Source organism: Nosocomiicoccus sp. HMSC059G07 (assembly GCF_001815515.1).
GTDB lineage: Bacteria > Bacillota > Bacilli > Staphylococcales > Salinicoccaceae > Nosocomiicoccus > Nosocomiicoccus ampullae_A.
In genome coordinates this window covers 3,786-17,723 of the sequence record NZ_KV820787.1, presented here as the reverse complement: position 1 = coordinate 17,723, position 13,938 = coordinate 3,786, and the positions used below count along the sequence as shown (strand labels likewise).

General features: G+C 33.0%; 16 protein-coding genes. 13 read left to right on the top strand and 3 right to left on the bottom strand.

The features are described from left to right. Window positions 1-74: 74 nt before the first annotated feature. Both erm and ermCL read right to left on the bottom strand, forming a co-directional pair. The gene (erm, locus tag HMPREF3029_RS01455; protein ID WP_070458552.1) at window positions 75-809 is read right to left on the bottom strand and encodes a 23S ribosomal RNA methyltransferase Erm; all 735 of its coding nucleotides are present in this window, start codon (window positions 807-809) and stop codon (window positions 75-77) included. 60 nt (window positions 810-869) lie between these two features. Then, window positions 870-929, bottom strand: coding sequence for a 23S rRNA methylase leader peptide ErmCL (gene ermCL, locus HMPREF3029_RS09200; protein ID WP_123317386.1), 60 nt, complete (start codon window positions 927-929; stop codon window positions 870-872). 281 nt (window positions 930-1,210) lie between these two features. Here ermCL and HMPREF3029_RS01450 point away from each other — a divergent pair, with 281 nt between their 5' ends. Then, window positions 1,211-2,581 carry a terminase large subunit gene (locus HMPREF3029_RS01450; RefSeq protein ID WP_083314941.1) on the top strand — a complete coding sequence of 457 codons (1,371 nt, stop codon included), beginning with the start codon at window positions 1,211-1,213 and terminating at the stop codon, window positions 2,579-2,581. Window positions 2,582-2,675: 94 nt separating this feature from the next. Here HMPREF3029_RS01450 and HMPREF3029_RS01445 read toward each other — a convergent pair whose 3' ends face one another. Next, on the bottom strand, window positions 2,676-3,218 hold the full coding sequence (locus HMPREF3029_RS01445; protein WP_070456258.1) for a recombinase family protein: 543 nt from the start codon (window positions 3,216-3,218) through the stop codon (window positions 2,676-2,678). A 178-nt stretch (window positions 3,219-3,396) separates the two neighbouring features. Between HMPREF3029_RS01445 and HMPREF3029_RS01440 the strand changes: the two genes are divergently transcribed. From HMPREF3029_RS01440 to HMPREF3029_RS01385, 12 genes are all read left to right on the top strand, one after another. Beyond that, window positions 3,397-4,842 (top strand): SulP family inorganic anion transporter, encoded by a 1,446-nt coding sequence (locus tag HMPREF3029_RS01440; RefSeq protein ID WP_070709350.1) that lies wholly within the window; start codon window positions 3,397-3,399, stop codon window positions 4,840-4,842. A gap of 27 nt (window positions 4,843-4,869) precedes the next feature. Continuing rightward, complete coding sequence (locus HMPREF3029_RS01435; protein WP_068128761.1) at window positions 4,870-5,289, top strand: universal stress protein; 420 nt, start codon at window positions 4,870-4,872, stop codon at window positions 5,287-5,289. A 582-nt stretch (window positions 5,290-5,871) separates the two neighbouring features. Further along, window positions 5,872-6,792, top strand: a complete 921-nt coding sequence (locus tag HMPREF3029_RS01430) for an AlbA family DNA-binding domain-containing protein (RefSeq protein WP_070709349.1) — start codon at window positions 5,872-5,874, stop codon at window positions 6,790-6,792. A gap of 348 nt (window positions 6,793-7,140) precedes the next feature. Continuing rightward, window positions 7,141-7,905: an HNH endonuclease gene (locus HMPREF3029_RS01425; protein ID WP_070623599.1), complete on the top strand. Its 765-nt coding sequence runs from the start codon at window positions 7,141-7,143 to the stop codon at window positions 7,903-7,905. A gap of 73 nt (window positions 7,906-7,978) precedes the next feature. Further along, window positions 7,979-8,857, top strand: coding sequence for an aminoglycoside phosphotransferase family protein (locus HMPREF3029_RS01420; protein ID WP_070709347.1), 879 nt, complete (start codon window positions 7,979-7,981; stop codon window positions 8,855-8,857). Between the two features lie 143 nt (window positions 8,858-9,000). Further along, window positions 9,001-9,417 carry a PH domain-containing protein gene (locus tag HMPREF3029_RS01415; protein ID WP_070623590.1) on the top strand — a complete coding sequence of 139 codons (417 nt, stop codon included), beginning with the start codon at window positions 9,001-9,003 and terminating at the stop codon, window positions 9,415-9,417. A 38-nt stretch (window positions 9,418-9,455) separates the two neighbouring features. After that, a complete protein-coding gene (locus HMPREF3029_RS01410) occupies window positions 9,456-9,899 on the top strand; it encodes a gamma-glutamylcyclotransferase family protein (protein ID WP_070709345.1) in 444 nt (147 codons plus the stop codon). Beyond that, window positions 9,896-10,399 (top strand): methylated-DNA--[protein]-cysteine S-methyltransferase, encoded by a 504-nt coding sequence (locus HMPREF3029_RS01405; protein ID WP_070709342.1) that lies wholly within the window; start codon window positions 9,896-9,898, stop codon window positions 10,397-10,399. Before HMPREF3029_RS01410 ends, HMPREF3029_RS01405 begins: the two co-directional genes overlap by 4 nt. Window positions 10,400-10,445: 46 nt before the next feature. Then, window positions 10,446-11,879, top strand: coding sequence for an AlbA family DNA-binding domain-containing protein (locus HMPREF3029_RS01400; RefSeq protein WP_070709340.1), 1,434 nt, complete (start codon window positions 10,446-10,448; stop codon window positions 11,877-11,879). Window positions 11,880-12,109: 230 nt separating this feature from the next. Next, window positions 12,110-12,409 carry a DUF2089 family protein gene (locus HMPREF3029_RS01395; protein WP_070709338.1) on the top strand — a complete coding sequence of 100 codons (300 nt, stop codon included), beginning with the start codon at window positions 12,110-12,112 and terminating at the stop codon, window positions 12,407-12,409. After that, entirely contained in the window at window positions 12,409-12,699 is a 291-nt protein-coding gene (locus HMPREF3029_RS01390; protein ID WP_083314940.1) for a hypothetical protein, read from the top strand. Before HMPREF3029_RS01395 ends, HMPREF3029_RS01390 begins: the two co-directional genes overlap by 1 nt. A gap of 154 nt (window positions 12,700-12,853) precedes the next feature. Further along, window positions 12,854-13,938 (top strand): chromate transporter (locus HMPREF3029_RS01385; RefSeq protein ID WP_070709336.1); only part of this gene is annotated, 1,085 nt, incomplete at its 3' end.

Below are 13,938 nucleotides of genomic sequence, written 5' to 3'. Positions count from 1 at the left end.
ATTCCAAAAGTCCAACTTTTGGGTAGCACATCAAGATGGCAATCCTTTTTATTAAATGCTAAGGAATTTGTCACTTAGTTATTAAACAATTTATAGCTATTAAATACTGATAAAAATTGTTCGAAGTTAATGTTCCTTAAATCCTTTATTTTTGCATAACTTAAGGCTTTATTAAACTGGTTTTTAGTAAATAGTTCTCTGTATTCTTGGTTAACCCATTTCATAACAAAATTATTATATATTTTTTTATCTTTGTGTGATATTTTTGATGGGTGTCTTTTTAACATAATTAAAGAACTATTAATTTTAGGTTTTGGATGAAAGTATTCTTTAGGGATTTTACTTAATATGGATATATCTACTTCAGTCATTAAAAGTAACGCTAGAGAACGATTTGTATTGAGTAGCCTTTTAGCAAATCCTTCCTCGACTATTAAGTAACTAACTGTTGCATTACTTTCAAAGACAATTTTTCGTACTATATCCGTACTTATATAATAAGGTATATTACCATAGATTTTATATGTTCTGTTGTTTGGGAACTTGAACTGTAATATATCCTTATTTATAATTCGAAAATTATCGTAATTTGTAACTTTATTTTGTGTTTGAATACATAAATTTGAATCTATCTCGATAGCTGTTACATAATTACATTTTTGAACCAGTTCTAGTGTGAAATGGCCTTTTCCTGAACCAATTTCAAAAACATTATCATCGCTATTTAATTCTAAATTACTCATAATTTTATTTATATGTCGTTTCGAGGTAATAAAGTTTTGACTAAATTTTATCTCTTTTTTGTTCATTATAACCCACTCCAATGTGGTTATAATGAATTTTCTATATTAACAATTCATTATAACCAATTATTTTTCATTTGGTTGATAATGAACTGTATTTATTACAAAAATGCTAAAAATACCCAAGTGCTAATTCTCCTTCCGTTTTAAGTGTTAAAACTTAGACGAAAATGGAGAAGTCAATTACAAATAATGAACAATTACCCATTTAAATTCCTCCTTGTTAAACCTAAAGTTATTTTAACACATAAATTGTGAATTAAACAGTGAATATTGTTCTGCAAAAGGGTACAGATTGTGGAACAATTAAATAGATGTCTTAAGCTCAGATAGCAATCTGGGCTTTTTTGTCGTGCAAAACTTTATAAATTCATTTAGTTTTTTTATTTGCTAAGGGGGTGGTTATAATTAGAAAGCTAGAAATTTATAAACCAACAATCTTTAAAGCTGAACAATCTTACTACGATAAGGATGCTGCTGATATGGCGGTAAACATTATAAGTTATTTAAAACATACAAAAGGTGAATGGTTTGGAAAAAACTTTGATTTGATAGATTGGCAGGAGCAGATTATTCGAGATGTATTTGGGACGATGAAGCCGAATGGTTATCGACAGTTTAATACTGCCTATATTGAGGTAGCTAAGAAACAAGGAAAGTCAGAACTTGCCGCTGCGGTTGCCTTACTTTTAACATGTGGTGACTTTGAACATGGTGGAGAAGTATATGGATGTGCTGCGGATAGGCAACAAGCATCGATTGTATTTGACGTTGCAGTTGATATGGTGGAACAATCACCCGCACTTAAGGCACGATTTAAACCCGTCCTTTCACAAAAACGATTGATTTATAAACCATTGGGTAGTTTCTATCAAGTGTTATCTGCGGAAGCTTATACAAAACATGGATTGAACGTCCATGGGGTAGTTTTTGATGAGTTACATGCACAACCGAACCGAAGGCTATACGATGTTATGACTCATGGTTCAGGGGACGCAAGGAAACAACCATTGTATTTCTTAATCACAACTGCAGGAAATGACCAGTATTCAATATGTTACGAAGTACATCAGAAAGCAAAAGATGTACTTGAGGGAAGAAAAATAGATCCTACTTTTTATCCTGTTATCTATGGTGCAGAGGAAGATGATGATTGGACAGACCCTGAAGTTTGGAAGAAGGCAAATCCATCACTAGGAATTACAGTTGATATTGAGAAAGTCGAACAAGCATGTGAAAGTGCGAAACAAAATCCAGCTGAGGAGAACTTATTTAGGCAGTTACGACTGAATCAATGGGTAAAGCAATCTGTCAGATGGATGCCAATGGAAAAGTGGGACAGATGTGGTTTGCCAGTTGACCCTGAAAGTTTAATTGGTAGAGAGTGCTATGCGGGTTTAGACTTATCATCGACAACAGATATAACCGCATTTGTTTTAATCTTTCCACCAGAATATGAAGATGATAAATATGTGATATTGCCATACTTTTGGATACCAGAAGAAAACATCAGACAACGTGTGGATCGGGACAGAGTACCTTACGAAGAAATATATCGATTGCGGGAACTGAAGCAGGAAGTCATGATGAAAAACGTAGCGCGAGAAGGACTTAGACAGCGGATTGTAGAAATGACAAAGTATTTAAAAGAGCAACCGCAGCAACTTGAAACATACGATGACCTGCTTGTAAGGCAGTTAATTGAAAGAGTGACGATTCATAAAAGGAATTTAACGATTGAGTTTAAATCGGGTATTGAAAAGGAAATAGCAATATAAAATAAAAACTAACGCAGCGTATTTTCAGAATATGCTACGTTAGTTTAAATTAACAATATAGGATTAAACTGTTTCTTTGAATGTAGAATGATGATTAACTTTCAAGATATCTATATAAGGTAGATTTACTAATACCAGTTTCATTTCTTATTTCAGATAGGCTATATTTTTTACTTTGATACATATTAATAGCACGTTTTACATTTTCATCAGGTAATCGTGGTCTTCCGGCAGTAACTCCTCTTTGTTTTGCCTTATTTAATCCCTTCTTGGTCTTTTCGCTAATTACATCACTTTGAAATTCAACTAGATGTTTTACAATATAACTAAATTGATACCCACTTTCATTGCTCGTATCAATATCTTCTCTAATTGATTTTATGTAGGCACCTTTGTCTTCAATCATCTGTAATAGCTCGACTAAATGTAGTGTAGAGTCCGCTAGCGAATATAATTTAGTGATTATTATTTTGTCACCTTGTTCAAGTGTATGGATCATTTCGTTAAGTTTAGTTCGATTCTTTGCGGAAGAATGATTTTCGATAATTATTTTATCGCAATTTATTTCACGAAGTGTTGTTATTTGTTTATTATAATTATCATCATCACTTTCAGGTCTTATATAACCAATCAACATATTAAACACCCCTTTATTTTAAAAAAGAAGCCCTAATAATTATATCATAAAATATAATATGTTATTTCCCATAATGGTTCCATTTTGGGACGAAAGGTGTTAAACTATTTTTATTAAGGTCAGTTTGGATTTTTCGAGGGATAAAAAATAAATTTAAACAGAAGAGGTGTAGACTTAAGTGTTAGAGAAAATAAAAAGAGAATGGTTTTCAAATGTGAGAGGGGATATACTTGCTGGAATTGTTGTTGCATTAGCACTAATACCTGAAGCAATTGCATTTTCCATCATAGCAGGTGTAGATCCCATGGTTGGTTTATATGCCTCCTTTTGTATCGCTGTAATTATAGCATTTGTCGGAGGACGACCGGGAATGATTTCAGGAGCAACTGGTGCAATGGCATTACTTATGGTTCCTTTAGTAAAAGAACATGGACTTGATTATTTACTGGTTGCAACTATCCTAACAGGTGTAATCCAAATATTATTTGGTATATTTAAAGTAGCTAAAGTGATGAAATTCATACCAAGAGCTGTCATGATAGGTTTTGTAAATGCATTAGCGATTCTAATTTTTATGGCTCAGGTACCTCACTTTATTGGGATTTCTAATTTGACGTATGTATTTGTAGCAATTACATTAGCAATCGTGTATATACTTCCGAGATTTTTCAAAGCTGTTCCAGCTCCATTAATCGCAATTATTGTATTGACAGCCGTAGCACTTTATACCAATGTTGATTTACGCACTGTCGGTGATTTAGGAGCTATCACAAGAACATTGCCAGAGTTTTTTATTCCAAACGTTCCATTTACGTTGGAAACATTAGTAATTGTATTTCCTTTTTCCCTAGCGTTAGCTATTGTTGGATTACTGGAGTCTTTACTTACAGCTTCCATTGTAGATGATATGACAGACACAGAAAGTGATAAAAACAGAGAGTCAAGAGGACAAGGTATTGCAAATATTGTTACAGGGTTCTTTGGTGGGATGGCTGGATGTGCAATGATCGGTCAATCTGTTATAAATGTGAAGTCTGGTGGACGTGGAAGGTTATCTACCTTTATTGCCGGGATATTCTTGATGTTTTTAATTATAGTATTAGGGGACTTAGTCATACAAATCCCAATGCCTGTATTAGTAGGAATAATGATTATGGTTTCAATAGGGACATTTGATTGGTCATCGTTTACTTATCTTAGAAAAGCTCCCAAAACTGATTCTATTGTTATGTTGGTAACCGTAGGAATAGTTGTAGCTACCAATGATTTATCAAAGGGTGTTATTGCGGGTGTTATACTTAGTGCGATCTTCTTTGTAGCTAAAATATCAAAGTTAAAAGTGAAAAATAAACATCAAGATAATAAAGTAATTTATGAAGTGGAAGGTCAGTTGTTTTTTGCATCAACTGAAGACTTTTTAAAGTCATTTGATTTCAATTTGGAGAATAAAAATATAACAATTGATTTTTCAGATTCACATATTTGGGATGACTCTGCTGTAGGGGCAGTTGATAAAGCAGTGATTAAATTTCAAGAAAAAGATAATAAGGTAACTATCATTGGTTTAGATACATCAAGCAGAGAGATATTCCATAAACTCGCTGTGAATAATAATGTAGATTAAACAATTAATAAAATAGGAGGTTTGAAAATGTATAAAAGATTATTACTAGCTGTTGATGGATCAGAAAACTCATTACGAGCAACTGATGAAGCGGTGAAAATCGCTTCGTTAATTTCCGATTGTAGAATTGAAATTATTTATGTTGTTGATTATTCAAAATCTAAAAATGAAATTCTTCATTCACAGGGAAAAGAAGAACTTGAATATACTCGTCGCAAAATACTTTCTCCAATAGAAGAAAAAGTGAAGTCGAAAAATATAGAATATAAACTTGAAATACTACATGGATATCCTGGTCCTACTATTATTGAATACGCAAATAAGGAAAAGGTTGATATGGTTGTTATAGGTAGTCGGGGACTCAATTCATTGCAAGAAATGGTATTAGGTAGCGTAAGTCATAAAGTAATGAAAAGAGTAAATTGCCCAGCTCTAATAGTCAAATAAAAATATTAAAACCAAAAATTTTTATCATAAAAAATCAGTTGATATGTTCCCACGAACGTACGAAATAGTCGATATGTTCCCGCATACGACTATTTCATTAAAAATCGCAAATACATCAATTCTATCAACTCGTCCCATGTAGAGACGGTGGTATTACTTGTGAAAAGCACAAAATAAATTACATAGACCTTTACAATAGCTGTCGAATAAGGATGAATGAAGTGAGGAAATGATTAGAGACAATGAACCGCTAAGTGTGTGGTAAAGATTCAAAAGGTTGAAAAATGAATCGTATAAGGAGACAGGGTTCTTGGGCGCTTACCAGATGTCTGAGGGTCCTGTTTTTAACTTTTAAGTGCATGCCGAACTATGTTACAGAATGGGGGATTGCATAGTTCCGTGTCTCTCTTTTTGGTATAATGATTTAGAAGTAAATAATCGTGAGTGAATCGTGCGAAAATCGTGCGAACAAAATCGGAAAATCTTGTTTTGATGCGGTTTGTTATGAAAATAATCGTGAGTGAATCGTGCGAAAATCGTGTAAGATTCTAACCAATATAAGTGCAGTAATGTAGGGTTTAGGTGAAACAATCTGAAATACTAGGAATTGTTGAAGGGAAATATGTAGAGTTAAAAAGAGCTAAAAACAAAATTCCCGATTCTTTTTGGGAAACATACTCCGCATTTGCAAATACAGATGGTGGTATTGTTATTTTTGGTGTGGATGAAAAAACAAAGCAAGTTGTAGGTATAGATCAACCAGAAAAAATGAGAGATGATTTATTTAATATGGTGAATAATCCCCAAAAAGTAAGCATCAATCTCATCAACGATAATGATGTGAAAATTATAGATAGTGATAATGGTGTTCAAATTATGATGATAAAAATATCGGAAGCACCTTATCAATCGAAGCCAGTTTATTTAAAGGGAAATCCTCAATTAGCTTTTGAACGACTTGGAGAAGGTGATAGACGATTAACTCCGGATAAATATAAAGAGTTAGTTGTGGGATCTCAACCTGAGACAGATAATGAGCTATTAAGCAATTATGATTTGTCGGATTTATCCGTTGATGATTTAGAAGTTTATCGAACGGCCTTATATGAGCAAACAAAAAATGAACGATATAGAAGTATGGATTTCAAAGATTTATTAATCGAAATCGGAGCGTTTAGAAAGGATAGACAAGGTGACGGTCAGTATCACTTAACAGTGGGAGGGTTGTTGTTTTTTGGGAAGTACACAGCAATTACAGATAGGTTCCCAGGGTTTCAGTTAGATTATTTTGAAAAAGAATCCTCATTGGACGTTGATTGGAAAGACCGGATTTCATCAGGAGATGCAGGGTATCCTCAATTAAATGTGTATAGTTTTTATCGAATGGTAATGGCTAAATTGAGTACCACATTAAAAGATGAATTTATTTTGGATGAAGATACAAAATCTAGACTTCCATTTAGAACAGTCCTACAGCATGAAAAGAATTTTAAGGATTGTTGAAGATAGGATTACTAAGACATCATAGAATAAATATGTAATTTCCATCCTAACTACCTAATCACACACTCTAAATCACTTTGTAACTTAAGGTCGACACATGGTAGAGTTAGTAGCATTAGTGTTAAGAGTGGTTGAATAAAATGACTTTAAGTGTTGATGTAATAAGGAATATAGGGTTTCACCTAAGTTTGTTTTATGAAAATAAATTGGTGAAACTCTTTTTGTTATTGGTGTTGTAAGAACTAGAATTTGGGGTTAAGTTGACGGATTAGATTTTGAGTAGGACAGTTGATAGACTAGATAAGTTTACTATGCGAATTGAAAATATAAGAATGGTAGGTGGTTTATATGCAAAAAGAATTAGATTACTATCCAACAAATGCAAAAAACTATACTGTCGATGAGTGGATTCTGATGTTACAGGAGAAAGACTGTTTTACACCTTTCTTACAGGAAGCAATCTATGTTTTAGTGTTCGAAATGGATGGTAAAGGATCAGCCAAACAAATATCGGAAATTACTGGACGCCCATATCAAGTATATAATACATCTATGGCTCAAACAGTTAAACGGCTAAGAAAAAAAGGCTATACTTTTGAAACTGATTTAAGGAATAAAAGTAAAAAAGAAAGGTACTGGAGTCATTTTTTTAATGGGTATTATGAGAAGGAATTATTTATTTGGGAAGTGAAAGATTCTTTACAAGAAGCATTTATGAAATATATTGGAAAGTTTGATAGAGACGATGCCCTCACTTATGATAATGAATTAGCGAATGAATATGAAACTATAGAAGGAATGAAACGCCATCGTACTCATTATCAAATTGAACGTAATTCAAAAATCATAAATATTGCAAAGAAAGAATTTATTAAAAAGCATGGGGAACTTTTTTGTGAAGCTTGTAACTTTTCATTCGAAAAAACATATGAAATTGAATTTATTGAAGCACATCATATTTTACCACTATATATGGGAAAAAGGAGAACTAGAAAGATAGACTTAATTATGCTGTGTGCAAATTGTCATCGTGCAGTACATAATAAGAAGTGGAATGATAAGCCGATAGATGAATTTTTGGAATATATGAAAAATAAATCGATTAAATATTAATTCATATTAAATTAACTAAACGAAAAAGATACGTTGAGATGATGGCATTACTTGAAAGAAGTGAAATATAATTATGTCACAACTAAATTTAATTTCTAAAGAACCAATTAATAAAGGTTGGTCGTGCGATAAAAAATATTGTGTTACAGCGGACGATGGTGTTACATACTTTTTGAGGATAGCCCCCGAAGAAGAAAGTGCTAATCGTGCAGAGATGTTTCGAATGATGCAACAGCTAGCCGCTCTTGATATTTCTATGTGTAAACCAGTTGAGTTTGGAAAGTGTGATCAAGGGGTTTATATCATTGAGACTTGGGTTGATGGTAGAAATGCCGAAGAAGTCATTCCTAACCTAACTAACAGTGAGAAGTATGATTTTGGTCTTGAGGCAGGAAGAATGCTCAAAGCCATCCATTCTATTTCAGCTCCGGAGAATCAATCTGATTGGGAAACTCGATTCAATGAGAAGATGGATTCTAAAATCAAGATGTATAAGGATTGTCCCATTAAATTTGACGGAGCAGAAGATATTATAGACTATATAGAATCCAACCGTCAATTGCTTGTAAACAAACCACAAACCTTTCATCACGGAGATTTTCATATTGGCAATATGATGATTGAAAATAATAAGATAGTTATAATTGATTTTAACCGTTACGATTTTGGTGATCCTTGGGAAGAGTTTAATCGTATTGTATGGTGTGTTCAAGCTTCTCCAATATTTGCTTCAGGCATAATAGATGGATATTTTGATAATGAAGTACCGATGGAATTTTGGAAGTTACTTGCCCTGTATATTTGCAGTAATATTCTGTCCTCCATACCGTGGGCTATTTCATATGGGGGAAGTGAAGTACAAACGATGCTTAACCAAGCAGAAGATGTATTGAATTGGTATGACAATATGCGTAATCCTATTCCAACTTGGTATATTAAAGAAAAAATTTAATAGATGTCTTAAGCCCGGATTGATATCCGGGCTTTTTTGTCGTGTAAAAAATATAACATTACAATTATAAATACAAATGGTAAACTATAAATTAACTATAGATCACAATTTTGTTTTTCGTTTAATATATTGGAGGTGAAGTGTTGAACTTTAAATCTAAAAAAGATATTTGGCTTGCTGTGTCCATTTGGGGAGTAATTATTTTAATGTTTTTTATGATGATAACTGAGCGAAATATAGTGGTATATATTGTCGGAATATTAAACAATGCACTACTATTATGGCTATGGTTTGGTACAAGTTATAAAATTGACGATGAGAATCTTATAGTTAAAAACGGACCTTTTAAAAGTACGATAGATATTAAAAGTATTAAAAAATTACGAGCTACAAAAACATTATTAGCAGGACCAGCATTATCTATCGATAGAATAGAGATTCAGTATAAGAGATATGATTCCGTAATTGTATCTCCTAAAGAAAAGAACAAGTTTATTGAGTCTTTATTAAGCAAAAATAAATCAATTAAAGTTGATGATAAACTTTATCCAGATAATTAATAAAGCTAAACGAATATACTTCATGTGGAAGGATTGAGATGATGACTAAATATTATATTGCATATGGTTCCAATTTACACCTTGAACAAATGGCGAAAAGATGTCCAACTGCTAAAGTGGTTGGTAAGAGTGAAATTAAAGATCACACACTTACTTTTAGAGGGACAGATAACCGATCTTTTGCAACAGTTGAACCGTGTAAAGGTGACAGTGTTCCGATTCTCGTGTGGCAAATTACACCGGATGACGAAAAGGAACTTGATATTTATGAAGAGTACCCAGATTTATATAGAAAAGAAGTAATGGAAGTTATTGTTGATAATCAACCAGTAAACGCGATGGTCTATATTATGAACGAAGGCAGACCACTAAATCTGCCGAGTAAAGAGTACTACTTAACAATACTAGAAGGGTACAATAGTGCAGGGTTTGATGTTGAATATTTAAATATTGCAATGGAAAACTCAGTTGAAAAAAAATGAATAATATTAAAAAGAATACACGGTTAGATTATGCTGTATATGAATTTCCATTTGGCTTATTAAAAATAGGCTATAAGAAAAATGTTCTAACAATGGTGAAGAAGATTGATGAAACAAGCGATTACGGCAGAAAGACAGAGTTTACTGAACGTGTATACCGTGAAATTATGGAATATTTGAATGGTGACAGAACATCGTTTGATATTTTCTATGAACTTGAAGGGACAGAATTCCAAAAGCAAGTATGGAACGAACTCGCGCGTATACCTTACGGTGAAACACGTACATACAAAGAAATTGCAACTAGAGTAGGTAACGTAAATGCGAGCCGAGCAGTAGGGATGGCAAACAATAAAAATCCAATAATGATAATCATACCGTGCCATAGAGTTGTTGGAACAAACGGAAATCTCATCGGTTATGCAGGTGGAATCGAAATGAAAAAAGAACTGCTAGATATGGAAGAGAAGGTTATAATGGAAGTCGTAAGGAAACATTAAATAATATTATACTTTTTTAAATTGTTTAAATGAGAGGAGGATTATTTTGAACCTAAAGGATTACATTGGTGAGACCAATTTCTATGATAAAAAAGAAAGGTTAGAAGTAAAAAGGCCTAAATCATGGCTAAAATCTGTATCTTCTTTTGCAAATGGAAAAGGTGGTAAGTTAATATTTGGAGTTCAAGAGGATAATACAGTTCTTGGTCTCGAGGATTACAAAATGGATTCAGAAACTATTAGTGAGATCATAAAAAATAAGATGGAGCCAAATCCAGAATTTGATATGGAAATAATCGAAATTGAAAACAAGTTTATATTAATTTTAAGTATTTCATCAGGGAAAAACACACCTTACTTCGTAGTTGATAATGGCTCAAGAATAGCTTATAAAAGAATAGGTAATCAGAGCGTTCCAGCGAATAACTTAGATTTATTTAACCTAACACTAGAAGGAGAACACCTTAGCTATGATTTACTTAGGACAAGTAAGAAATTAGAAGATGTTACGTTTCATGATTTAAGTTTAGAATACAAAAATAGGACGAGAACAGAATTTCATAGTACAGATTTAAAATCGTTTGGACTTGTTAATGATGATAACACTATAACAAATGCAGGATTGTTGTTTGCAGATGGTTATCAAGTTTATCAATCTAGAGTGTTTTGTACAAGGTGGAATGGTTTAACAAAAGCCAACGGTAGAATAGATGCTATAGATGATGTTGAGTTTGAAGGAAACTTAATATATCTCTTAAAAGCAAGTTTAGACTTTGTAAAAAGAAATATCAAAAAAATGTGGATAAAAGGACCTACTTTTAGAGAAGAATATCCAGAGTATCCCGAAAGAGCGATACAAGAAGCACTTGTAAATGCTTTGATTCATAGAGATTATTTAGTAACAGGAAGCGAAGTACACATAAGCATCTATGATAATAGAGTGGAAATATTTTCACCGGGTGGAATGTGTGATGGTACTTTTGTTCAAGATCTTAATCCTTTAAACATTTCTTCGACAAGAAGGAATCCAATTATAGCGGATGTATTTGCAAGACTAGGTCTAATGGAAAGACGTGGATCAGGTCTTAGAAAAATAATTGAATCTTATAAAATAGCGGGAAATTATGACGAAAGACTTCATCCAGAATTTACATCTACAGAAACATCTTTTACAACCATACTTTGGAATATGAATTACAATAATGAGAATGTCACCCAAAATGTCACCCAAAATGTCACCCAAAATGTCACCCAAAATGTCACCCAAAACAATCAACGAAAATTAAAACCAAATGATAGGCGTAAAAGAATTTTAGAAATATTAAAAAACAATCCAAAAGTAACTGCTTTAGATTTGTCGATTCAATTTAAAGTGACAGAAAGAACAATAAAAAGAGATTTGAAGATTCTAACGGATAAAGAAATAATAAAGTATGTTGGCAGTGCTAAGGATGGACACTGGAAGTTAATAAATGAATAGTAAATAATATAGATATAAAATTACCATGAGATCTAACATTTCTATGAGAGGAATGTTGGGTCTTTTTCTTTAAGATAGCCAACTTGAAATGAAGCAGCTACATATTTAATTAGCTAAAATTAATCTTATTTAATTAAAAGTAAAATAAAAATTTAACTTTATTAAATATTTATTTTACAAAATTAAACATACATGATAAGATTTAATTAGAAATAAGGAGGTCGAGTGCTGTGGAAAGAGATAACATACCAAATTGGATTTTATCGTTAGAGCAAGAAGACTTGGAGTTTATAAAAAAGTTTATGTTGCTCTCGGGCTCTTTGAAAGAAGTCGCTAAAATGTATGGTGTATCATATCCGACAGTTCGCATTAAGCTAGACCGTTTAATTGAAAAAATTAAATTGCACGATGAAATTGAAAATGAAGATTTTATCAGTTTTATTAAACAGTTGTCAATTGATGATCGAATTGAATTAGAAGAAGCAAAGTTAATTATTGAAAAGTATAAAAAAGAAAGGAAGAATTCATAGTGTTTGGTTTTGGGTCAATTTATGATGTGTTAATTATAGCAGCCTTTTTAGGATTACAGTTCTTTTTAAGTACGAGACATAGTAAGTTTTGGGGGTTAATATTACCAGTTGTTTTCTTAGTTTGGAGAGGGACTATTATATTTACAACAGATGTAAATGTTTTAGCGGAGGTATTAATTACAGCAGTCGGACTTCTGTTTCTACTTGGTCAGTTTAGCGCTGGTAGAAAACAAGTTAAAGAAAGACAAAAGAAAGAGTTAGAAAAAATGACGTCGCATGATCTAAATTAATTTAGATCATGCTTTTTTAATATATAAAAGTATACATGGTCTCTTCAAAAATCTTTGTAAAGATTATGTAAATATAAAGTTTAATTGACTGGAAACAGATAAAATAAACGATAACTATCGATGCTAGATTATATAGTTTTTAAAGGAGAGAGTGATGAATAAAGATAAACGTAGTAGTGTGAAGTCACTTTTAGAAATTTTGATTGTATCTACGCGTCTCGGTTTAACTTCATTTGGTGGGCCGACTGCACATCTCGGTTATTTTCACGAAGAGTATGTCCGTAGAAGAAAATGGATGGACGAAAAGAGCTACGCGGATTTAGTTGCATTATCTCAGTTTTTACCAGGTCCCGCGAGTAGTCAGGTTGGAATTGGTATCGGTGTGATGCGTGGAGGTGTTCTCGGTGGAATCGTATCTTTTATTGGGTTTACACTCCCGTCCGTACTTTTACTGATTTTATTCGCTTTATTTTTAACAGAGTTTGACGTTGCAAATGCCGGGTGGATTCACGGGCTAAAAATTGTTGCAGTTGCGGTCGTTTTACATGCAATTATCGGTATGGCAAAAAGTTTAACGCCAGACTTAAATCGAAAAGCACTCGCTTTATTTGCGTTAATTATTACACTGCTTTGGCCGGCTGCTTTTACTCAAGTTGGTGTGATAGTAATTGCTGGTGTAATCGGGTTTTTAATTTATAAAAATCATAACAAAGATGAAGTACTAAGCACTAGATTTCCAATAAGTAAAAGATTTTCAGCGGCTTGTCTTATTCTGTTTTTCGGATTGCTCGTAATGTTACCGGTTATAAGAGAAACGACTGGATCATACTGGATTGCGATGTTTGATAGCTTTTATCGTTCAGGCGCATTAGTGTTTGGTGGAGGGCACGTCGTGTTACCACTATTAGAACAAGAATTTGTACCGACAGGTTGGTTAAGTGAAGCGGAATTTTTAGCAGGTTACGGTGCCACTCAAGCAGTACCTGGTCCACTTTTTACATTTGCTGCGTATATCGGTGCAGTGATGAACGGATGGCTAGGCGGACTCATCGCAACGATTGCGATTTTCTTACCCGCATTTTTACTGATACTCGGCGCGTTACCGTATTGGGATCAATTACGAAATAACCCGAACATTAAAGGGGCGATCATGGGTGTGAATGCCGCGGTTGTCGGAATTTTAATCTCAGCGTTATACCATCCGATTTGGACGAGCTCGATTTTAACACCAATTGACTT